This is a genomic window from Psychrosphaera saromensis (genome assembly GCF_002954545.1).
Classification (GTDB): Bacteria; Pseudomonadota; Gammaproteobacteria; order Enterobacterales; family Alteromonadaceae; genus Psychrosphaera; species Psychrosphaera saromensis.
In genome coordinates this window covers 243979-266633 of record NZ_MSCH01000003.1, presented here as the reverse complement: position 1 = coordinate 266633, position 22655 = coordinate 243979, and the positions used below count along the sequence as shown (strand labels likewise).

The window sequence follows — 22655 nt, the reverse complement described above, 5'->3', positions numbered from 1 at the left end:
ATTCCTAGAAGTAGTAATTCAGTCCGATAGAGAGAGATTGAATATCATGAAACGAATCTGGCCCAAAATCTCCACCTTGTGGATCTGCATCGGTTAATTTATCCCTTGCTAGAGCATCAAAATAACGACCTTCTAACTGAACCCCCCAGTTCCCCCAGTTTTGGGGGTGATACAACAAACCAAAACCTAAAGCATAGCCATAAGCTGGAGTCCTAAACTGGTAGCGAGCAGCTCCTAAATATACATTTGTCATAAATGATTCCGATATAGCAAATTGGTAATCGATCGCTCTAACGCTGATAAGTGTATGCTGGTTAATTTCTTGGATATCTATACGAGAGCCTAATTTATTATTTGGAGATACATATTTATATGCAGCTATTCCTATGTATGGGTCTAGATTGAAAGAGTCATAACCAGGCAAATCTTGTTTAAGATTTTCAAAAAAACGACTGGCGTATATATTAACACCAGTGTCTAACCTTAATTGGTATGACTCGGTGCTATAACTAGTCGCTGAAAAATGCAACAAAACCAAATGTAAGATAATTAGTATTTTTTTCATCATGAGATCACCAAGCTATTGAGGTTGATATTGAATAATAAGACTCGTTAAAAATATCCTTGCCATATTCAATGGAAGACTCCCATGAATGTTCGTCACCCACTTTCAGCCATTCCACTCTGAGCTGATAACTTGTATCGTAGTTGTATTGTGTATAGCTTTCATTTTCAGTCATATTAGCTGTAATTGTGATGTCATCCCCATTGTTTAGAGACCAGTATATTTTAGCCATCGCATTATATGCACCAACACCATCACCTGAAAAAGAGGTTTCTCTATAGCGAGACTCGGCAGCCCAATTGCCTATAATATTACCTTTATTAGTCAATCCATCTTTATATACATGATGCACATACCAACCATTTTGCCACTCAGCCATTTCTAAGCGCAGCCCTATACTATCGGTAAGGGTCGGTATGTATAAACCAGCGGAAAGAGCTGAATTTCCTAGTTTGTAATTAAAGCCTCTACTAGTGTCTTCGCCTGCATACTCAAAGTATAACGAAAAAGGTACAGTCCCAGTAAACGTGAATTGGCTTACTAATGATGCTACTTGGTTTCCAAATTGCTCATCTACAGACAAGTCTTCACTTGTATTATCATTTGTAGCAGGTTTTAAAAAAGCACCAAAGAAATCACTCAAAGAATTTGAGTCGCGTTCACCACCGCCAGACTGTAATAATCTATTAACTCCTAAACTAAAACCTTGCCAAGGCGTTATAGAAAAGTGCAGGCCAGTTAAAATAGGCTTCCCACTGATGTATTCGCCCTGGTAGTAAATTTTATCTGAAGTGGATAGTTCACCCACAAAAATCTCATAATTTATCCCAACACTAGTTAATGGAACCGAATTAGAAAATGATAGCGTAGGAATCGTGGAGGCGTGAGTACTCAATAACATGGCAGAGTTGTCCATCGGAGATAACCAATGAGGTTTTGTTCCCAAGTCGAACTGCAGCCAATCTGTCCCCACGGATAAATAAGTATTCTCCATGGTTAAGTTGTCTTCATCCATTTGAATGCCAGCAGAAAATGAAATGTAATCATTTATTCGACTGAACCCCGTAGCATGTCCATGATAATTAGATTGATACTTTATGCCTCTTTGATTTGCTAATGCGGCATCATCTCTGTTTGATAGTTGAACCGTCACTTTTGCATCTATTAAATTGGCAGCACTTTCATATTTTTTAAGATGATTTCTAATGTCACTACAAAGTACGCTATTTTGTACGGAACAGACTTTTTCAACAGCTTTGTTTACTTGATTAATTGCAATTGGTTTTTTTAAAGTCGTCATATTGGCTAATAACAACAATTTATCAATTTTACGTTCGATACTCGCCGATTGCTTGATTGGTAAATACGCAGAGGCTGCAACCGTAGAGTTCGCGGTTAAGAATACAGCTAAATAAAACGCTGGATAGAAGAATATTAGAAATTTTTTAATATGCACAATAGGTAGTTAGCTCTGTCTTTAAGTAGATGCTAGTGTAATGTCTTTAAACTCGAAATTCACTATTTCATTAACTTTTTGATAATATCACTGTAATATTCGGCAGATTAGAATGTTACGCAATAATTAAGATAATAGGATTAGCTTATTTTGAAGCCAAATACAGTCCAACAAAAATATTTATTTATTTCCCGTAAATCTTCGCATTATCGTTATTATCAAAAGTTAATCTCATACTTAGGCAATAGTGCTTCATTACATCAATTAAAAACATTTGTTTTTCCTCGTTTTAGCCAATGGGAAAAACTAAAGCAATTGGATATTGATGATCTAGTTGATGTTCACTTAAAAAGAAAACAAGTAAGACATCCAATTTTAAAGCGCTCTAAATTCTTATATGACTTAGTGCAATCATTTTATCGCTTCAGAGAAAAATCTAGAGCGAGTTATTATTTTCAGTTACTAAGTGAACATCCATGTGAAACCGTTGTGATATGGAACGGGATGAAGCAGCCAAATCGCACGCCGTATGTTGTTGCAAAGATGGTTGGCAAAAAAACTGTTTTATTTGAAAATGGATTATTACCAAACACCACAGTTTTGGATACTAAAGGCGTTAATGCCGTAAATTCATTACCACGAGACCCTAATTTTTACTTAAACTGGCAAGGGAAAGTTGAAAATGCCGATAAAACGCTCGTTGCTAGAGAAGCACATAAAAATAGAAAAGTGAGCAAGGCTGAAATTACATTACCTGAACGTTATATTTTTGTGCCATTTCAGGTGCCGAATGACACACAGATTGTTTGTCATTCGCCTTGGGTACCTGATATGGAGTCTTTCTATCAATCAATAGAGAGTGCATTAACTTTTTTACAGCAACAAACTGATTGGAAACCTGTGAAGTTTGTGATTAAAGAGCATCCTAGTTGGCCTCGTAGTTTTATCGATTTACATAATAAAAACAGCAATATTATTTTTGCTAATGAAAATAATACACAAGCACTGATAGAGAATGCACTCGCGGTTATTACTATTAATTCAACCGTTGGTATCGAATCTCTATTATTGAATAAAAATGTGATCACATTAGGTAATGCGTTTTTCAATATAGAAGGACTCGTTCACCACGCTGACACGCAAGAAGAATTAAATAATATATTATTAACTATTGATACAAAATCAGTTAATCAAGAACTCGTTAGTAAGTTTTTAAGTTATATGAAAGTGGAATATTTATTACCACAAAGTTGGAATAAATTAACGGATGAGAATGCACATTTTCAAGCTGTTTCTCAGCGATTAGATAATCCTTATAGTCCCTGTACTATCCAAGAGAAAGCCAATGAAATTTAAAGTTTTTTTAATAAATTTAGATAAAAGCACTGACCGTTTAGAGTTATGCAAAAAAGAGTTAGAAAAGTTTGGGGTAGAATTTGAGCGAGTTGCCGCTGTCTATGGTAAAGATTTGTCACAGCAGCAGGTAGATGATGTATACAATGCGGACAATAATTATAAATTATATAAAAAATCATTAAGCTTAGGTGAGATAGGCTGTTATTTAAGTCACATTACCTGTTGGCAAAAAATTATAGATGAAAGCTTGGATTATGCCGTAATTCTAGAAGATGACTTTATACTGTCTGATTCGTTTAAAGACTTTGAGTCATTACTAACTCAGTTAAAAAATTGGGATTATATCCGTTTAGCATTCTCATCAAGGGAAGTGCCAGCATTGCAACGGACTGAGATTTCTGACTCGTATGACTTAGTAAAATATGAAAAGACTCCAATTAATACATTAGCCCAAGTAGTGTCTAATCAGGGAGCAATTAAGTTAGTGGCTAATTCACAACAAATTTTTAGACCTGTTGATGTCGATTTTAAACATTATTGGGAAAAAAACATTAATGTTTTAGGTATAGATCCTCCGCTGATTAAACAACAGAATAGTGAAACGAGTGAAACGAGCGAAATTAGTAAAATTGCTGCTGGAAAAGGACGGGCTGAAAAAAGTTCAACTTGGCGCAATATAAAATATGCAATATCCTTCTATTTAAAGAATAGAAAACAAAATAACGCTAAGCTTAATTTAAGCCAATTTATTAAAAATAATTAACTGTATTTTAAGTCGATTTTCTCCGATAATTGTTTGCGCATCAGAGGACGTAAATTGTACTGAAAAAGAGCTTTGCCTATTTATTGAACTTAATTTACATAAATAAGCATTTTTTACGCCCTTAATCATAAAAGAACTTGATCTTGGTCATCAAATTCTGTATAAATTGCGCCCTTTCGAATGCCCGGACAAATCAATTGGCCAATAGGGCGAATTAGATTGACGTCAGAATTTTTGTTTTGGAGTAAATGACATGGCTAAAGTTTGCCAAGTAACAGGTAAGCGTCCAGCGGTTGGTAACAATCGTTCACACGCGCGCAACGCTACTAGACGTCGTTTCTTACCTAACCTACAAACACACCGTTTTTGGGTTGAAAGTGAGAAGCGATTTGTGAAATTACGTTTATCTACTAAAGGTATGCGTATAATTGATAAAAAAGGTATTGATACAGTGCTTGCAGATATGCGTGCAGATGGTCAAAAAATCTAAGGAACTAACATGCGTGATAAAATTCGTTTAGTTTCAACGGCTGGAACTGGTTATTTTTATACTACTGATAAAAATAAAAAGCTAATGCCTGAAAAGATGGAAATCAAAAAATTTGATCCAAAGATCCGTAAACACGTGATCTTCAAAGAAGCTAAAATTAAGTAAGCTTTTTGATTCTATTGAAACTTTTGCAAAAGTTTAAAAAACCTGACTAACGTCGGGTTTTTTTATGTCTAAAATTCAAGTTCGGTTAGAGGGGGGATCTCTCTATATTGCAGAATATGAAAGATAAACAGCCCCTAGACTGTATTAATTAATTTTAAGCTCGCACAATAAGTTTAAATTGTGCGATTATAATTTGTGATCTAATAATTTCGATAGGACGTATAATGAGAACAGGCTTAAGTCAAAGAGGGTGGAATAATGTTTTAATTTTTGCCTCGTTATTTATGATCGTATTATTTAACAGTACACATCAGCGCTTCGTATCAAATGAAAATAACAAAGTTAAACGCACGCTAATCGACTCAAACAGCTTAATTCAGAATATAGATTACAGTGGTCTACGTTTTGAACGCATCGGCGCTAATTGGCGTACAGTGAGCGCAATAACGCTAGATAAAGAGTTAATACCAGCCGATGTTGTAAGTCATTGGACTTCGACTTCGATTGAACTTTTGACTAACGAACCGGCGATAAATAGTTCAAATACTCGTTTACCAATTTCCGTGGATGTATTGGGGACCAAACAAACGCTCATTTTTGAGTTTATTATTGATAATGATTTAGGGCTAGTTTATGTTTTTGACCATCATTTAGCACAATGGATGATGATTGATCAGTCCCAGTTACCTTTATTTATTCCACTCGTTTTACTCAATATAACTAGTTAGGTTAATACGAATGCCTGAGTTACCAGAAGTTGAAGTTAGCCGTTTAGGTATTTCACCTCATATAACAGATCAAGTCGTGACTAAAGTCATTGTTCGAAACGGACGCTTGCGTTGGTTAGTGCCGGATGAAGTTCAATTGTTAGTTGGCCAAACGGTTAAAGCGGTAACCCGTCGAGCAAAATATTTATTTATTGAAACTCAAGCAGGAAGTGGCATTTTACATTTGGGGATGTCGGGTAAATTACGTGTTGTCGACAAAGATGTCGAATTGGTTAAGCATGATCACATCGACATAGAGTTTAGTAACGGTAAAGTACTCAGATATAACGACGCTCGTCGCTTTGGTTCGTTTTTATGGCAACAACCTAATACAACCCACAAGTTACTAATGAAATTAGGCCCAGAGCCGTTAACGGACGAATTTGACGCTAATGTATTGTTTGATCAATCCAGAGGCAAAAACACTGTGGTGAAAAACTTCATTATGGATAATCACATTGTTGTAGGTGTAGGTAATATTTATGCCAATGAGAGTTTATTTAAAGCGGGCATAGACCCAAGAAAGCCTGCTGGAAAAATTACTAAGAAAAAATATGCAGAGCTGACCGTGCATATTAAACAAACCTTGGAACAAGCTATTAAACAAGGTGGCACAACATTAAAAGATTTCACCCAATCAGATGGAAGTCCAGGTTACTTTGCTCAAGAATTGTTGGTGTATGCTCGAACAGGGAAGGAATGTTTAACCTGTCAAACTATTATAGAATCGGTAAAAATAGGACAGCGTAATTCGTTCTATTGTCCAAGTTGCCAAGGGTAACAAATCAAGTTATCTTCGGTATTAGAAAATCAGTGATGAGGCGTTGTAATAATGGAATTTATTTCTCAATTTAAAAAGACATTTACTAGTGGAAAAACCAGATCAGTAGAGTGGCGTCACGGCCAACTATTGGCGTTAAAACAAATGTTAGAGGAAAACGAAAAGTCTATTTATCAAGCACTCCATGATGACTTAGGTAAATGTGAATTTGAGTCACATATATCAGAATATGCTTTTGTATTAAAAGACATCGCTTTGTTTCTTAAGAAAACCAAAACATGGGCGAAAACAAGAAACGTTAGTACTCCATTATTGTTACAACCCGGACACAGTAAAATCACGCCTGAACCGTTAGGTACAGTGTTAATTATGGGGGCGTGGAATTATCCATTACAGTTAGTGTTAAGCCCTTTGGTTGCCGCATTAGCTGCAGGCAACTGTGTTGTGCTTAAGCCTTCAGAATTGTCTGTGGCGACATCAAAACTGCTCGCTGAGTTAGTGCCTAAATATTTAGATAAATCCGCTGTAGCTGTATATGAAGGTGATGTGGCAGCAACCACTGAACTACTGAAGCAGCGCTTTGACCATATTATGTATACCGGTAGCGAAGCGGTTGGCAAAATAGTGATGCGCGCCGCAAGTGAATACTTAACCCCGGTTACTTTAGAGTTGGGTGGTAAAAGTCCGTGTATCGTTGATAACAACACTAACTTAAAAGTAACGGCGGCTAGAATTATTTGGGGCAAATTTATTAATGCAGGACAAACCTGCATCGCACCAGACTATATATTAGTTACACCTTTGATGCGTGAACCACTCATTAAAGCCTTACAACAAGCTCTAATCAAACAGTTCGGACGCGATCCAAAACAATCTGAGGATTATGGTCGAATTATCAATGACCGTCACTTTCAGCGGATCTCGGGTTATCTAAAAGAGAATGAAGAACGATTGATCATTGGTGGGCAAACCGACAAAAAAACAAAATACATAGCGCCAACGTTAATTTTTAATCCAGAGTTAACCAGTCCAATAATGGAAGAAGAAATATTTGGTCCTTTACTGCCTATTATTGAAATTGCATCGATGGATAAAGCGATTCAGTTTATTAATGACAGAGAAAAACCATTAGCGTTATATTTATTTAGTAACGATGATCTAACAATTAAAATGGTAAAAAATGAAACCAGCTCAGGGACATTAAGCATTAACGATACACTTACCTTTATGCTTAATTCTGACTTTCCATTTGGTGGCGTTGGTCATTCAGGTATGGGGTCTTATCATGGGAAGTGGGGTTTTGATACTTTCAGCCACTTTAAACCGATTTTACATAAGAGCTTTTTTGCCGACATGCCAATGAGGTATGCGCCATACTCTAACTGGAAACAGAAAATATTTAAGTTTTTAGCTAAGTTTTAGCGGTTAGCATAGTTAGAAAGTGGATTGAAATAACAGAAAGTGATGTTCCAAGGAGCATCACTTTTTTGTTGTGCGGGTATTAAATTTCTTAAGAGTTCGAGTTCTGTCGGGACGATTACCGTTATAAACACAATAAATATGATCCTCAGTTTTAACAAAAACCTCATCGGTACAGTACTCTTGTGCAACCTCGGCATCGATATAAATTAACTCACCGGGATTGCAGACGTACGGAATTTTACCTACGTATACTTTCTCGCATTGATTAAACTCAGGCTGGTAGTCAGTTAACACAGGCTCAGTTAAAGAAGAACGCCATAGATACATTACAACCAATGCGATAGATAGGGCTGCAATAATATAGATAACTGGTTTTGACGCTTTTTTCATAATCTTTAATCCTTCCTGTTATCTATATTAGTTAGTTTCTTTTAACGATGCTCAATCAAAGCTCGGTTTAATCTCAGCACAATCTCAGCACAATCTCAGCTTAACTAAAGCTTAGCAAAATATACTTTAGCTGCGGCTTTCACTTTAGGTGCCAATAAAATAGCTGACAACATAGTTGGTATGGCCATAAGTCCGTACATACCAATCATAAAGTTAAATATAATATCTAGCGTAACTAAACAGCCGATCATAATTGTGGTTAAGTAAAACGGTTTGTAATATTTACGATTCGCTTCACCTAATAGATAGACGAAACATTTCTCACCGTAATACCAATAAGTGAACATAGTACTGGCGGCTAAAAACAGAATTTGAATGGCTAATAAGACTTGTCCAATAACACCTAGTTCTTGCCCAAATACTTGCATAGTTAACTCAACGCCTTTAACGCCTTCCACATCTTGCCACATACCTGATGCCAAAATAACTAAGGCAGTACAAGTACACATGATTAAGGTATCAACAATCGGTCCCAACATACCAACTAATCCTTCACGGATTGGCTCATTGGTTTTTACTGCGCCGTGAGCAAGTACTTCAGTACCAATTCCAGCCTCGTTGGAGAATACACCACGAGATACACCAATAATAAGTACACCTAATATGCCGCCAGAAACCGCTTGTGGTTGGAAAGCTTCAACAAATATAGATTGGAACAATTGCGGGATTTCAGGTAAATGATTGAACAACACAGCTAATGTCATCAATACATACATTATCGCCATGCTTGGCACTAAACGTGTTGTGACATAAGCCACGCGTTTTAAGCCACCCATAATTACGCCTGCCACTAATAAAGTAATAACAATAGCAACAACAAGGTTGAACATATCAGGAGATGAAAACCATGATTTAGGAATTAACTCTTCACGTAACGCTGCAGTTAACTGATTCGCTTGGAATGACGGTATGGTTCCCCATAATCCAGCAAATGCGAATAAAACCGCTAACGGTTTCCATTTCTTTCCTAGCCCTTCGGTTATCACATACATAGGGCCGCCATGCACTTCACCGTCTTTGTCGGTTTTTCTGAACATAACACCCAAAGAACAAGTGAAGAATTTGGTAGAGATACCTAATAAAGCGGTGAGCCACATCCAAAATACAGCACCAGGTCCGCCAGCGGTAATTGCCAACGCAACGCCTGAAATATTCCCCATTCCTACAGTACCAGCCAATGCAGCTGACAATGCTTGAGCATGAGTTAATTGACCTTTTTCTGAGTCTTTATCGTGCTTTCCCGTTAACAGCGAGATACCGTGACCAATATAACGAAAAGGGGTTAGTCGAGAATAAACAGTAAAAAATATACCACCACCCACTAATAAGACAATCATGGGCATTCCCCAAACAAAGTTTGAAAATGCAGTCATGATAGAACCTAGCCAATCCATAATTATTCCTTAACTGTGTGTATTTTAGTGAGTGTATATTTATTTTTTAATTGCCAACTACGCCAGTACAACACAAAAAATGCTGCAATTAGCAGTAATGGGATACAAATAACTAACATTGAATTCCAGCCAAGAGTATTAATAACCCAACCAGCAGACAAGGACGCCACTGCTTGACAAGAAAACATAACAAGATCATTTAGACCTTGGATCTTATATTTTTCAGAAGGTGTATAACTTTGCGGTAATAATGTTGTTGCAGTTATAAACATAAAGTTCCAACCAATCCCTAACAATACCAAAGCTCCCCAATAATGCACGTACTGATGACCAGCAAAACCGATAATTATGCAAAGTGATAAAGCAAAGATACCGCTGAATAAAATTTTGGCTTGGCCAAATCGTTGGATCAACTTCCCGGTAAAAAAGGAAGGTAAATACATAGCGATAATATGACTTTGAATAACCCACTTAGTGTCTTCTATATCAAAGCCACTGTACACATGCATACTAATGGGTGTTGCCGTCATAATAAAACTCATTACGGTAAAGCCAACCGTTGCACTAATGATTGAAGCTAAAAACACAGGTTGTTTGATTATTTCACTTAACGCACGTTTTGGTGCATGTACTTCTTCTTGCGTTTTACTCAGTGGTTTATAAAACCAAACAAAGATAATAGACAGCAGTAATAGAATTGAAACGCCAACAAACGAACCAACAAACTCAGTCGCAAACCAGTCTTTACCAACAAATGCGATTTCAGGCCCAATAAAAGCAGCAATTAAACCGGCTAATAAAAGAATAGATACTGCTTTACTGGCCAATTCATCAGATACAGATTCCATAGCGGCAAAACGGAACTGTTGTACAGCGGCAATCACAATACCAAATAAGGTAATACTTAAACAAAACAACCAAAAGTTAGCGACTTCTATGGCGTAGGCGGCAAATAAACAATTAAGTGAACCAGAAACAATCGCAATAATAAAACCGTTTTTACGACCAACTATAGATAAACCTTTAATAACCGGCAGCATAAATAAAGCAATGCCAACCACCATTAAGGCAATCGGCATAGTCGCTAATATTTTCGTTGGTGCTAGTTTTAACCCAATAAAACCACCGACAAAAACGATAACTGGGCCAATTGAACCAATTAATGCTTGAGCTAACATGAGTAGCCATACATTCGGATGCATAACCTTGTGTGTGTTGTTCGTTTTGTATACAGTGGTATCAAGCTGCACTAATTCTTACTCAACTATAATAATGGAGTTATTCCATTAGGTTATAGAATTGGTAACAGTAATTCAGTATTTATTTCGTACTAAGATAAACTTATTGAAACAAACGTTGAAATTGGCTGTTATAAGCTTTAACGGTCAGAGGTAAAATAGAATCTTCAAATATTAAGGAACAATAATATGAAAACATTTATCAATAAAATATTAATGAATAAACTTTTATTTTGCGTATGCATTTTTACTGCATCACACACTCAAGCCGCTAATGTTGAGGTGAAATGGCAAGAACCTGATAGTTATTCAGATATTCGCCATGGTAATTCACATAAAACTAAATTCAGAGAAAACTTATTTACTCAGCTAGAACAACATCTCAGTCAACTTGCTGAAAAAGCACCGTCAGATTTGACATTAAAGATTAAGGTAACCAATCTTAATTTGGCAGGCGATGTGAGTTATAACTTTTCAATGAGTCAAGACATTAGGCTGGTGCAACAGATGTACTGGCCATCAATTGAATTTGAATACCAACTGATGCAGGGTCAACAACTCATTAAGAGTGAAACTGTAAAGTTAAAAGATACTGCATTTATGAGCAGAGGTGGCAATTCTCATTCAAGTCGTGATTCTTATGATTATGAGAAGCGAATGTTAACGGATTGGTTCAATAAAGATCCTCAAGTCATCATCACGGATTGGCAACAGCAGCAGGTTGGTTTAATCAGCGAATAATTAATATTTGAGCTGTTATGATTGTGCTGTGCATTTGGCCTTACAACTAAGGCTGAAGTGACAAAAAAAGCGAGTTCAATTAAATTGATCTCGCTTTTTAGTTATTGGATATTTATTTTTATATTAAACAGAAGCTTAATCTATTGGGCAGTCCATTGGCGTTATCGTATCAATAGTGACATCGTCCACAGGTACATCGGCATAACCATTGGTAGTTGCTGTTTCAAGTGCTTCTATTGCGTCAACCACATCCATACCTTCAATCACTTCACCAAATACCGTATAACCGTAACCATCAGACGCATTCCCATAATCTAAAAATGCATTATCAACGGTATTGATAAAGAACTGCGAAGTTGCTGAATCTGGTACTGACGTTCTTGCCATGGCAATACGACCACGATAATTCTTTAGCCCGTTTTTAGATTCTATTTCAATAGGAGCTTGAGTTGCTTTTGGAATTAGTCCAGGTTCAAAGCCGCCACCTTGGATCATAAAGTCTTCGATAACTCTATGAAAAATCAAACCATCATAAAAACTATCTTCAACGTAATTGTAAAAGTTTAAGCTGGTGGCTGGAGCATATTTTTCATCTAAAGCTAATTCTATATTGCCGAAGTTGGTAATAATTTCATAACAAGCGTATTCGCCGCGAGATAAATCAAAGGGTGTATTAGAGTCGCCCTGTAGTACAGGGTAATTTAGTTTTTCATCTTCATCCGAGCAAGCGGAAAGGACAACAACTAATGATAATAAACTGGTTTTTAACAAAGACTTCATAGGGGACTGCCTAAAATTTGTAATAATTAATTAGTGATTTTTACATGTTGTTTTGATGTTCACATCAATAAACACGCAATATATATTTATTCTGATTTGAATGAATACTAATGATTTAAAAGCTTTTTGGTAGTGTTAATTTCAACGGAAAATTATATGATGCTCCACAATCAGTAAATAATTATTTTTTTGAGCGTGAATATAATGCAGCAACAATTATTAACCATGTTACAAATGCAGGACGATATGAATACAAAAGTTCACCCTCAGTGGCGTGAACAAGGCTTTTCATGGCATAGAGCTATGTGGGTTGAACTGGCTGAAATGTTAGATCATTACGGTTGGAAATGGTGGAAACACCAAGAGCCAGATATCGAGCAAGTACACTTAGAATTAATTGATATTTTTCATTTTGGTTTAAGTGCTCGTTTGGTTTCAGGACAAGATGTTGCTGATATTGCTGCGGACATTGAAAAAGAATTAAGTAAACCATTAACGCAACCAACATTTGCCGAAACTATTGAAACTATGGTGAGCAATACATTGGCTAATAAAGGTTTCGATGTAAATACCTTCGCTGGTTTAATGCAACAAACAGACTTGAGCTTTGATGAATTATTTAGACATTACGTTGGTAAAAATGTTTTAAATTTCTTCCGTCAAGATCACGGTTATAAAACCGGTGAATATATTAAAATTTGGAATGGTAAAGAAGACAACGAAGTATTAATGGACGTATTACGTTCCACGGATGCGTCGAGTGCCAATTTCAAAGAGCTAGTTTATAACGGTTTAAAATCGGCTTACCCAGCGTAATTAATCTTTATACTTCTTAGTGATGAATAACGCAAAAAGAGCCATAATGTTGGCTCTTTTTTGTATGTAATACACTTGTAATTAAGTGTTTCTAAACTAAGTTGAATTGTGGGTTGAACACTAGAGTACATTGTACATTGAAAGTAAAGATTGAAACTAAACCAAAACTAAACATTGTTCAATAAATCCACCGAGTTATAATAGCCTTAGAAAATCTTCTAAAAACAAATTTAATTAAGCGAGTATAAATGCCTAAACACGACCCGAATTTCTCACGGGAACAAGAAAAATACGACACACCTATTGCAAGTCGAGAGTTTATTCTTGAACAAATTGTAAAAAATGGTGGGCCGTTAGGTTTTGGCGAACTGGTTAAATTGTGTCATATCCCCAACGAAGATCTGAAAGTGGCGTTAAAGCGTCGACTTCGTGCCATGGAGCGTGAAGGTCAGCTTTTATATAATCGACATAATAAATATGAAATCCCATTGGAAAGTGACTTTGTAACTGGCAAGGTGATCGGTCACCGTGATGGTTTCGGTTTTTTGCAACTTGAAGGCACTCGTCCTGGCAAAAATGACTGGTATATTAGCCATAGCCAAATGCGTAAATTATTCCACGGCGACGTTGTTAAAGCGCAAGAAATTGGCGAACACAAAGGCAAAACAGAAGCTAGAGTGGTTAAAGTATTAGAACCAAGAACCGCACCAATTATTGGTCGTTACTTTGTGGAAATGGGTGTGCAAGTTGTTATTCCAGATGACAGCCGCATCAAACAAGAGATTATTATCCCACAAGGTGAAGAGCTAGGCGCTCGTCATGGCCAAATGGCTGTGGTTGAATTAGTGACTCGCCCTGATAAACGTTCAAGTGGTATTGGTAAAGTAGTTGAAGTACTTGGCGAGCATATGGCGCCGGGTGTGGAAATTGAAATCGCGCTTAGAAATTACGAAATTCCTCACGAATGGCCAAAAGAAGTAAGTGACTTTGCTGAGAACTTATCAGCAGAAGTAACAGAACAAGACAAAGAAGGCCGCGTAGATTTACGTAAACTGCCATTAGTGACGATTGATGGTGAAAGCTCACGAGATTTTGATGATGCCGTTTACAGTGAAAAATTAGAAACCGGTGGTTGGCGCTTATATGTCGCAATCGCCGATGTATCGCATTACGTTAAACATAATTCGCCAATGGATAAAGAAGCCATTGAACGAGGCAACTCAGTATATTTCCCTGATCAAGTTGTGCCTATGTTGCCAGAAGAATTATCTAATGGTTTATGTTCACTAAATCCACAGGTAGACCGCCTGTGTCTAGTCTGTGAAATGACCATTAGTGCCAGCGGTGAATTGTCTGAACACAAATTCTATCAAGCTGTAATGCACTCACATGCACGTTTAACGTATACCAAAGTAGCGGCAATGTTAGATGGTGATGAAGAACAAAGAGAACGTTATCAGCACGTCTACCCACATATTGTTGATTTGTTTGAGTTGTACACTCAACTTAAATTGGTTCGTGCAGAGCGTGGTGCGTTTGAGTTTGAAACTATTGAAGCTAAATTCATCTTCAATGCTCAACGTAAAATTGAATCAGTAGAAACCGTTGCACGTAATGACGCACATAAGATCATTGAAGAATGTATGATCTTAGCTAATGTGTCGGCGGCGCAGTTTATTGAACAGAATAACGCAGAAGCCTTATTCCGAGTGCATGATAAACCGGATCCAAGTAAGTTAGCTGCATTTAGGAGCTTTATTGCTGAACTTGGTGGCGAACTTACCTTTGGTGACGAACCAACACCAAAAGAGTTAAGTGCTCAGGTTAACAAATATTTATCCAGACCAGATGGTGAGTTAATTCAAACCATGATGATCCGCTCTATGCGCCAAGCTGTATATCAAGCAGACAACATAGGTCACTTTGGGTTGGCACTGGAAGGGTATGCTCATTTCACATCACCAATTCGTCGTTATCCTGACTTAATTGTTCACAGAGCAATTAAAGCAATCATAAACAAACAAGGTCAAAAAACATCTGGGCATTATGCGTATAACTCAGAAGAGTTAGAGGCACTTGGTGAACAATGTTCCATGACTGAACGTCGTGCTGATGAAGCTACTAGAGACGTAGAATCTTGGTTGAAATGTGAATTCATGCAAGACCATATTGGTTCTGAACACGCAGGCGTTATTTCATCAGTAACCTCATTTGGTATTTTTGTTCGCTTGTTAGATTTACATATTGAAGGTCTAGTTCATATCACTGCTCTAGGTAATGATTATTACCAGTACGATGGAGACCGTCATGTCTTGGTCGGTGAACGCAATCGTCGAGTTTTCCGTTTGGGCGACAAATTTGATGTTCGTGTTAAAGCAGTAGATTTAGACGAAAAACAAATAGATTTTGAATTGGCCGAGTTACCAACTCAAGGTGGCAGAACTAATTCAGGTAAAGCTAACGCAGGAAAAGGTTCAAGAACTCGTAGTAAGGCCAATGAAGAAAGAACCAACAACACAGCTACGTCAATTAGAGATAAATTGCGTAAAGGTGATGTACCAAATACTGCGAAATCTGACGGTTCTGGTAAAAGAGGCACTGGCAAAAGTAAAACCGCCGAGTCGACTGACGAGAAAAGCCCTAAAAGAGCTTCTCGTAAAAAGCCTGTAAAAAGTGGCAAGAAAAAACCTAAGTCACGAGCGGGTAAACGCATAGCTGCTAAGAAAACGGATTCGGCTAGTTCAGGTAAATCAGCCAAAAAGTAGCCATAAACAGCTAGCAGTAATAAATAGAAACTCGCAGTTAACAGTAAGTAGGTAAGTTAAAAAATGAGCGTTGAATTAGCGTACGGCATCCATTCAGTGGCTGCAATTTTACAGCATGAACCAGAACGTATTATTGAAGTATTTGCATTAAAAGGCCGTGAAGATGACCGCGTTTTACCCATTATTAATGATGCAAAAGAGTTAGGCGTTTCTGTCCAGTTTATGTCTAGAAAAGCTCTAGATGACAAAAGTGATGGCGAACAACACCAAGGCATCATGGCTAGAGTTAAAGCCGGCAAACAAAAAAATGAATCTGACTTAAAAGATTTGTTAGATGCAAAATCTGCAGCTGGCGAAGCGGCATTTTTATTAGTATTAGATGGTGTAACCGACCCACATAATTTAGGTGCGGTTATTCGTACTGCTGACGCTGCGGGTATCGATGCGGTTATCGTACCAAAAGATAAGTCAGCTAAGTTATCGTCTATTACTCGTAAAGTGGCATGTGGTGCTGCTGAGGTAATGCCATTAATGGTTGTGACTAACCTTGCAAGAACATTAAAGATGTTACAAGACGAACAAGTTTGGATCATAGGTACGGCAGGTGAAGCTGAAAAAGATGTATTCCAAATGAAATTTGACGGTCCTTTGGCTATCGTAATGGGCGCTGAAGGCTCTGGAATGCGTCGCTTAACTCGTGAGCATTGTGACCAACTTGTAAAGATACCTATGGCTGGCACTGTGTCTAGTTTGAATGTATCTGTTGCAACTGGGGTTATTTTGTTTGAAGCTGTGCGTCAAAGAAGCTAGTTTTTCTGGTTCGAGGAGTTTAGTAAAAGATGATGTTTAAAATTAAATTACTAGCCATACTTTTTTTATGTAGCTTCTCGTTATTAGCACTAAGTGATGAGCCCGAATTAGATGAAGATGGTAATCCCATTGTCGAAGCCGTTATGGCGCCGGCTTGGCAGATCACCAATGACACTATTGAGCTTTCATCACAAAGCTTACTCGGTAAACCGTATGTTCTTCACTTTTGGGCGACTTGGTGTCCTTACTGTAAAAAACTACAACCGGGTTTAGAAACAATATCTAAAGGGTATGTGAAAAAAGGGATTGAAACATACGCCGTCAGTTTTTGGGAAAATCCAAGAACAAAGCCGATAAAAGAAATGAAAAGTCGTGGACTCGACTTTACCGTATTGGTCGATGGTGATGTTGCCGCTAAATCTTTTGACGTAACTAGCACCCCAACGACTGTGTTTATTAACCATCGTGGTGAAATAGTATTTACCTATGTGTTGTCAGATCCTAACGATCCACAGCTTAGGCTGGCATACGAAACACTCGTTGACCAAGTGAAAGCCGACCAACTAAAAGCCGCAGAAGAGTTAGCAAAAAAACAAGCAGAAGAACAAGCCAGCAAATAGTTTGTTAATTAGTCAGTTAATTCTTGTTTTATCAGCCAATCCCAGTATAATTCGCGCCCAAATCAGCCATTTATTTTAATTCCTTGCCTTTGTTCAAGTGTGGCTGAGCTTGATTTTGAGGCTAAAAATCCATAAGGAATCTAACGATGCGTCATTACGAAATCGTTTTAATGGTTCACCCTGATCAGAGTGAACAAGTTACAGGTATGATTGAACGTTATACCGGTACAATTACAGAAGCAAACGGACAAATCCACCGTCTAGAAGACTGGGGACGTCGTCAATTAGCTTATCCAATTGAGAAACTACACAAAGCACATTATGTTCTTTTGAACATTGAAGCGCCAAGTGAAGTAGTTGCTGAGCTAGAAGAATCTTTCCGCTATAACGATGCGGTTTTACGTAGCTTAACTATCCGTAAAGATAGTGCAGTTACAGAAGCTTCTCCTTTAGCTAAAGAAGAGAAGAAAGAACAAGCTGCTTAATTTGTTTGGAGTGTCTTAAGTGTTGAATCAAGTTGTATTAAGTGGCCTGATTTGCAAAGCACCTAAGTTTTCAGATAGTCCAGCAGGGGTGGTTCATGGTCAATTTTCAATTGAACATAAATCCATTCAACAAGAGTCAGAGTTTAGTAGAAATGCTTATATTCGAATTCATGTTGTAACCTGTGGGAAAGAGCAACAACAGTTAATAAAAAATTTTATTGTGGGTGATGCAGTTCAAGTGAGTGGTTTTTTAAATCGCCACGAAAGTAATAAAGGGACTCCCATTATTGCCTTGCACGCTCAACATATAGAAATACTCAATTAGGAGAATTCAAATGGCACGTTATTTCAGACGTCGTAAAGTATGCCGTTTCAAAGCTGATGGCGTAAAAGAAATAGATTATAAAGATCTAGCTACGCTACGTAACTATGTTACTGAAAGTGGCAAAATCGTACCAAGTCGTATCACTGGTACAAGCGCAAAGTATCAGCGTCAACTAGCACGTGCAATCAAACGCGCACGCTACGTTGCATTGTTACCTTACACAGACTTACACCAATAAGAGGTTTAATAATATGAATGTAATCCTTTTAGACAAAGTTGCGAACTTAGGTTCTCTTGGCGACAGCGTTAATGTTAAGTCTGGTTTTGCACGTAACTTCCTTTTCCCTCAAGGAAAAGCAGTTCCTGCAACTAAAGCTAACACTGAACAGTTTGAAGCTCGTCGCGCAGAATTAGAGAAGAAAGTTGCTGCTGAATTAGCAGCATGTGAAGCTCGTTCTGACAAAGTAACTGGTCTTGGTGAAGTGACTATCGCTTCTAAAGCTGGTGAAGAAGGTAAACTATTTGGTTCAATCGGTACTCGTGATATTGCTCTTGCAATAACTGAAGCCGGCGTTCAAGTAGCTAAATCTGAAGTTAAAATGCCTGAAGGCGTTATCCGTGAACTAGGTGAATTTGATATTGCTATCCAATTACACCCTGAAGTTACTGCATCAATTAAAATTGTAGTAATCGCGGAAGCTTAATTTATTCACCGCTTGCGGTAATAAGTTAGATAATAAAAACACTGTCCTTGGACGGTGTTTTTTTATGTCATTTTTTCAATACGTTTTGCTGATTATTGGCTTTTTTGTAAAAAAATCATTTAGTGTTTTTAGAGTTTATACTCGAAATCAAACGGGTAAAAACATATACTGCAGGCCAAATATATTGAGGTAAAAATGAAAAAAATTGCATTTGAATGGTACGCGATAATTGAAGGTTGTTTCTTAGTCGCTTTAGGTTTTTTCTTTTTACAATCAAGCAGCTTGCTAATTGGCGGAACCGGTGGCCTGGCGGCTATCACAAATAACCTGTACGAGATAAGTCTTGGTACTTGGTTCTTCTTAATTAACCTACCGTTTTTTGTTATTGCGCTTAAACAAATGGGCAAATCATTTACCTTTAAAAGTATCGTCTCCATCGCATTAGTTTCCGTTTTGTCAGACGCCTTATCTTCTATGATCGTTATTGATGTTATTCCACTATGGTTAGCTGCGATTATTGCCGGTGGTTTAATGGGCATTGGCCTATTACTCGTTTTCCGAAATGGCGCCTCTCTTGGTGGTGTAAATATTTTAGCTCTGTATTTAGAAAAGCATTATGGTATTCATACCGGAAAAGTGATCTTTATCATTGATATGATAATTCTGACCATAGCGTTTCAAGTTTATTCGGTTGAGCAGGTTTTATATTCAGTCATTGCTTCGTTAGTATTAACTTCCGTTATTGGCCGATATCATAAAAAAGCACCAATTAGTCAGTTACAACCAAAAACCGACCGATTAAAGTCGAGATTTAAACGTTTTAGACTATTCTCCAAATAAATGACGCTAATTTAACCAATAATGTAGGTATTAGCTTGAATAAACTACAAAATCCTTGATAATCGGGCTAGTTAAAATTTTAGTTTAATAAAAGCACACTATAGGTTAACAATGTTTATGAAAAAGTTTATTTACCTTTGTTTATCTCTGTCGTTATTTGCTTTTTCAAATACAGTTATGGCAGTCACCAAGTCTAATTTAGATTTGAGTAAACTAACCCCAATCACGTTTTACACCGAAATATTCCCTCCGGCTAACTATATGAGTAATAATGAATTAGTTGGTATTACAGTGGATTCGTTAAAGTTGGTATGGAGTGAGTTAAAATTACCAGAGCAAGGTATAACCGTTCTGCCTTGGACTCGCGCTTACCGAAACACTTTAAAAACTCCAAACACCGCCTTGTTTACAATGGCTAAAACTCCCGCTCGTGAACCTTTATTTAAGTGGGTTGGCCCTTTGTTTAAGTCGGTACATATCTTAGTGGCAAAAAAATCGTCTAATCTAAAATTCACCAATTTAGCGGATGTGTTAAATTACAAAGTATCCGCAATTAAAGGTGATATTTCAGAAATCTCACTTCGCCAAATTGGCTTTCCAGATTTTAATATAGCCAAAGTAGATGATTTGGAACGCTCATTCATCATGCTGCAATCAGGCCGTGTTGAGATGATGGTGGTATCAGTGCATAGCTTTCAACACTTAACCAATCGTTTAAGTATAGATACAAGTCAATATGAACAGGTATGGAAAGTGAATGAAATTGATAATTATATAGCGTTTAACGTAGACACTTCTGATGATGTGATCCAGGCTTACCAAAGCGCACTAGATAAGTTAGCAAGTCAGCGTACTTTAATTAAGCAAAGCTACATACTCCCTGCAATTGAATATTAACTTCCCCGACTCACCTTCCAGGTAATTAAATAGAAAATGATGACGAAAAAGCTAACTGGCGTATTTTTAGATGTAGCTACATTTGGTCAAGATATCAATCTTGAACCATTAAATGCATTACCAATAGACTGGCAAATGCATTCCTATTCGTCATCAGATGAAGTATTGCAACGCTGCGCAGACGCACAGGTGATCATAACTAATAAAGTGCAGTTAGACGCTCAGACATTGTCTCAACTACCAGAGTTGAAACTGATATGTGTAGCAGCGACTGGCATGAATAACGTTGATTTAGTTGCTGCGAAGAGTCATGGTATAACGGTCAAAAATGTAAAAAACTATGCGGGTAATTCAGTCGCTCAGCTAGTGATCAGTTTAATGCTGGAGTTACTTAATAACACCAGTAAATACCGTGAGCGTGTTGCACAAGGGGCTTGGAGTCAGAGTAAATCGTTTTGTTTGCTGGATTTTCCAATAACTGAAGTCACTGGCAGAACATTAGGTTTAATAGGGTATGGCACCTTAGCGAAATCAGTAGAGAAAATAGCATTAGCCTTTGATATGAAAGTGCTTATTGCAGAGCATAAAAATGCGAGTGTTTTAAGACAAGGTCGAACGAGTTTTGATGATGTAATTAAACACTCAGATGTGATTAGTCTCCATTGTCCATTAACCGCAGAAACTACTGATTTGATCAGTAAAACAGAATTGGAATTAATGAAAGACACTGCTGTCATCATTAATACTGCAAGAGGCGGGATAATTAATGAGGCGGATTTAATTCAAGCATTGCAGAAAAATATAATCGCTGGGGCGGCATTAGACGTTGTTAGCGTAGAGCCACCTCCAGAAGAACATATAATGTTAACTCAGTTAGATAACCTAATCATTACTCCACACATTGCATGGGCGAGTATAGAAGCCCGTCAGCGTTTATTGAATCAAGTCAGTGACAACATCAAACAACATTTTTTACAGCCTTAGCTACCGATATACGTAGCTACAATAGTTCGGCTGCTTGCGTGATCTCTATGTTCACCCAAATAAACTCCCTGCCACATTCCTAATAATAAGCTGCCATTATTCACTGGGATACTGACTGAACTGCCTATTACGGATGCTTTAATATGGGCGGGCATATCATCGCTACCTTCATAATCATGAAGGTAGTATGGTGCGTTTTCAGGCACAAATTTATTAAAATGAGACTCCATATCAATTCTTACGGTGGGATCTGCATTTTCGTTTATGGTTAATGAGGCTGAGGTATGTTGGATAAATAGATTTAGTATGCCAATTTCACAGCTTTGTAGTTGCGGTAATTGGTTTAAAATATCCGAATCTATTAAATGAAAACCGCGTGAACGCGGTTTTAAATGTATTTGTTTTTGCCAGTTAGACATAAATATTGCTCTAACCTTTATTCGTCATCTGCCTCAAGTACATCAAACGATACTTCGATAAATGCTTTGCCGTTTTCTGAGTCAAAAGGAATGATCAATGTAGATGCTTCACATTTATGGTTTATGGTATGACCTTTACCTGAAACAACCATAGGCGTTGCCATGTCAAATTCGTAACCATTATCGGATAGAATATTCTTAGCGCCACCAGTAACCATATTAGTTATTTCACCAACCATATCCGTTACATCTTCATTAATAGAGTCAGGGCGTTCACCTAGCATTTTTTCCATAATAGAAAAGGCAAGTGACTCTTCAAAGGTAATAGATAATGAGCCTTTAGTTTGAGGGCCAACCATGCCCATTAAGCCGGATACATCACCTTTGGCTATTTGTTCTTTTTTCAATGATGGTTTACCAGGCACTAACGTAGTCATGGCCATAGTTTCAAGTACATTCATTAACGATGCTAAAAATGGGTTTATAAATTTTACGTTCATATGGGGTTATATTTACTTTTAGTTGATGAATTTAGAGAATGATTTTATTTGCCTACGCTAAACTTAGAACGATATGTGATTAATAACAATGTTTTTAGTTAATTTGATCTCATTAATTTGGA

Annotated in this window: 27 protein-coding genes; 19 read left to right on the top strand and 8 right to left on the bottom strand. The window is 37.3% G+C overall.

Annotated elements, in window-relative coordinates; translation table 11 throughout:
* Window positions 1-4: 4 nt before the first annotated feature.
* The gene (locus tag BTO11_RS01190) at window positions 5-568 is read right to left on the bottom strand and encodes a hypothetical protein (RefSeq protein ID WP_146105446.1); all 564 of its coding nucleotides are present in this window, start codon (window positions 566-568) and stop codon (window positions 5-7) included.
* Between the two features lie 4 nt (window positions 569-572).
* A complete protein-coding gene (locus BTO11_RS01185) occupies window positions 573-2021 on the bottom strand; it encodes a capsule assembly Wzi family protein (protein WP_105050863.1) in 1449 nt (482 codons plus the stop codon).
* 150 nt (window positions 2022-2171) lie between these two features.
* Here BTO11_RS01185 and BTO11_RS01180 point away from each other — a divergent pair, with 150 nt between their 5' ends.
* From BTO11_RS01180 to BTO11_RS01150, 7 genes are all read left to right on the top strand, one after another.
* Window positions 2172-3377 (top strand): capsular polysaccharide export protein, LipB/KpsS family, encoded by a 1206-nt coding sequence (locus BTO11_RS01180; RefSeq protein WP_105050862.1) that lies wholly within the window; start codon window positions 2172-2174, stop codon window positions 3375-3377.
* Window positions 3367-4140, top strand: a complete 774-nt coding sequence (locus BTO11_RS01175) for a glycosyltransferase family 25 protein (RefSeq protein ID WP_105050861.1) — start codon at window positions 3367-3369, stop codon at window positions 4138-4140. The genes BTO11_RS01180 and BTO11_RS01175 overlap by 11 nt, the downstream gene beginning before the upstream one ends.
* Before the next feature lie 253 nt (window positions 4141-4393).
* On the top strand, window positions 4394-4630 hold the full coding sequence (rpmB, locus tag BTO11_RS01170) for a 50S ribosomal protein L28 (protein ID WP_105050860.1): 237 nt from the start codon (window positions 4394-4396) through the stop codon (window positions 4628-4630).
* Window positions 4631-4639: 9 nt separating this feature from the next.
* A complete protein-coding gene (rpmG, locus tag BTO11_RS01165; protein WP_105050859.1) occupies window positions 4640-4795 on the top strand; it encodes a 50S ribosomal protein L33 in 156 nt (51 codons plus the stop codon).
* Between the two features lie 224 nt (window positions 4796-5019).
* On the top strand, window positions 5020-5523 hold the full coding sequence (locus BTO11_RS01160) for a hypothetical protein (RefSeq protein ID WP_105050858.1): 504 nt from the start codon (window positions 5020-5022) through the stop codon (window positions 5521-5523).
* Between the two features lie 10 nt (window positions 5524-5533).
* The gene (gene mutM, locus BTO11_RS01155) at window positions 5534-6343 is read left to right on the top strand and encodes a bifunctional DNA-formamidopyrimidine glycosylase/DNA-(apurinic or apyrimidinic site) lyase (protein ID WP_105050857.1); all 810 of its coding nucleotides are present in this window, start codon (window positions 5534-5536) and stop codon (window positions 6341-6343) included.
* 51 nt (window positions 6344-6394) lie between these two features.
* Entirely contained in the window at window positions 6395-7765 is a 1371-nt protein-coding gene (locus tag BTO11_RS01150; protein ID WP_105050856.1) for an aldehyde dehydrogenase family protein, read from the top strand.
* Between the two features lie 57 nt (window positions 7766-7822).
* Here the strand turns inward: BTO11_RS01150 and BTO11_RS01145 are convergent, their stop codons facing one another.
* The 3 genes from BTO11_RS01145 to BTO11_RS01135 form a co-directional block, all read right to left on the bottom strand.
* On the bottom strand, window positions 7823-8155 hold the full coding sequence (locus BTO11_RS01145) for a hypothetical protein (RefSeq protein WP_105050855.1): 333 nt from the start codon (window positions 8153-8155) through the stop codon (window positions 7823-7825).
* 104 nt (window positions 8156-8259) lie between these two features.
* Window positions 8260-9609 carry an alanine/glycine:cation symporter family protein gene (locus tag BTO11_RS01140; RefSeq protein ID WP_219846449.1) on the bottom strand — a complete coding sequence of 450 codons (1350 nt, stop codon included), beginning with the start codon at window positions 9607-9609 and terminating at the stop codon, window positions 8260-8262.
* 2 nt (window positions 9610-9611) lie between these two features.
* Entirely contained in the window at window positions 9612-10787 is a 1176-nt protein-coding gene (locus BTO11_RS01135) for an MFS transporter (protein ID WP_181135811.1), read from the bottom strand.
* Window positions 10788-11036: 249 nt separating this feature from the next.
* Between BTO11_RS01135 and BTO11_RS01130 the strand changes: the two genes are divergently transcribed.
* Window positions 11037-11588 (top strand): DUF3016 domain-containing protein, encoded by a 552-nt coding sequence (locus BTO11_RS01130; RefSeq protein ID WP_105050853.1) that lies wholly within the window; start codon window positions 11037-11039, stop codon window positions 11586-11588.
* A 135-nt stretch (window positions 11589-11723) separates the two neighbouring features.
* Here BTO11_RS01130 and BTO11_RS01125 read toward each other — a convergent pair whose 3' ends face one another.
* The gene (locus BTO11_RS01125) at window positions 11724-12368 is read right to left on the bottom strand and encodes a peptidylprolyl isomerase (protein ID WP_105050852.1); all 645 of its coding nucleotides are present in this window, start codon (window positions 12366-12368) and stop codon (window positions 11724-11726) included.
* Between the two features lie 189 nt (window positions 12369-12557).
* Between BTO11_RS01125 and BTO11_RS01120 the strand changes: the two genes are divergently transcribed.
* From BTO11_RS01120 to BTO11_RS01070, 11 genes are all read left to right on the top strand, one after another.
* Window positions 12558-13184 carry a dUTP diphosphatase gene (locus BTO11_RS01120; RefSeq protein ID WP_105050851.1) on the top strand — a complete coding sequence of 209 codons (627 nt, stop codon included), beginning with the start codon at window positions 12558-12560 and terminating at the stop codon, window positions 13182-13184.
* Window positions 13185-13432: 248 nt separating this feature from the next.
* On the top strand, window positions 13433-15949 hold the full coding sequence (gene rnr / locus BTO11_RS01115; protein WP_105050850.1) for a ribonuclease R: 2517 nt from the start codon (window positions 13433-13435) through the stop codon (window positions 15947-15949).
* Window positions 15950-16012: 63 nt separating this feature from the next.
* On the top strand, window positions 16013-16759 hold the full coding sequence (gene rlmB, locus BTO11_RS01110; protein ID WP_105050849.1) for a 23S rRNA (guanosine(2251)-2'-O)-methyltransferase RlmB: 747 nt from the start codon (window positions 16013-16015) through the stop codon (window positions 16757-16759).
* A 29-nt stretch (window positions 16760-16788) separates the two neighbouring features.
* On the top strand, window positions 16789-17379 hold the full coding sequence (locus BTO11_RS01105) for a TlpA disulfide reductase family protein (protein WP_105050848.1): 591 nt from the start codon (window positions 16789-16791) through the stop codon (window positions 17377-17379).
* A gap of 146 nt (window positions 17380-17525) precedes the next feature.
* Complete coding sequence (rpsF, locus tag BTO11_RS01100) at window positions 17526-17864, top strand: 30S ribosomal protein S6 (protein ID WP_105050847.1); 339 nt, start codon at window positions 17526-17528, stop codon at window positions 17862-17864.
* 22 nt (window positions 17865-17886) lie between these two features.
* A complete protein-coding gene (gene priB, locus BTO11_RS01095) occupies window positions 17887-18189 on the top strand; it encodes a primosomal replication protein N (protein ID WP_105053624.1) in 303 nt (100 codons plus the stop codon).
* A 10-nt stretch (window positions 18190-18199) separates the two neighbouring features.
* Window positions 18200-18427 carry a 30S ribosomal protein S18 gene (gene rpsR, locus BTO11_RS01090; RefSeq protein WP_105050846.1) on the top strand — a complete coding sequence of 76 codons (228 nt, stop codon included), beginning with the start codon at window positions 18200-18202 and terminating at the stop codon, window positions 18425-18427.
* 13 nt (window positions 18428-18440) lie between these two features.
* On the top strand, window positions 18441-18893 hold the full coding sequence (rplI, locus tag BTO11_RS01085) for a 50S ribosomal protein L9 (RefSeq protein WP_105050845.1): 453 nt from the start codon (window positions 18441-18443) through the stop codon (window positions 18891-18893).
* A 195-nt stretch (window positions 18894-19088) separates the two neighbouring features.
* The gene (locus tag BTO11_RS01080) at window positions 19089-19733 is read left to right on the top strand and encodes a YitT family protein (RefSeq protein ID WP_105050844.1); all 645 of its coding nucleotides are present in this window, start codon (window positions 19089-19091) and stop codon (window positions 19731-19733) included.
* 117 nt (window positions 19734-19850) lie between these two features.
* Complete coding sequence (locus BTO11_RS01075) at window positions 19851-20630, top strand: substrate-binding periplasmic protein (protein WP_181135810.1); 780 nt, start codon at window positions 19851-19853, stop codon at window positions 20628-20630.
* Window positions 20631-20666: 36 nt separating this feature from the next.
* Complete coding sequence (locus BTO11_RS01070; protein WP_229793380.1) at window positions 20667-21614, top strand: D-2-hydroxyacid dehydrogenase; 948 nt, start codon at window positions 20667-20669, stop codon at window positions 21612-21614.
* On the opposite strand, the gene BTO11_RS01065 is transcribed toward BTO11_RS01070, so the two are convergent.
* Complete coding sequence (locus BTO11_RS01065; RefSeq protein ID WP_105050842.1) at window positions 21611-22033, bottom strand: secondary thiamine-phosphate synthase enzyme YjbQ; 423 nt, start codon at window positions 22031-22033, stop codon at window positions 21611-21613. The genes BTO11_RS01070 and BTO11_RS01065 overlap by 4 nt on opposite strands.
* A gap of 17 nt (window positions 22034-22050) precedes the next feature.
* A complete protein-coding gene (locus BTO11_RS01060) occupies window positions 22051-22533 on the bottom strand; it encodes a chemotaxis protein CheX (RefSeq protein WP_105050841.1) in 483 nt (160 codons plus the stop codon).
* Between the last annotated feature and the right edge of the window lie 122 nt (window positions 22534-22655).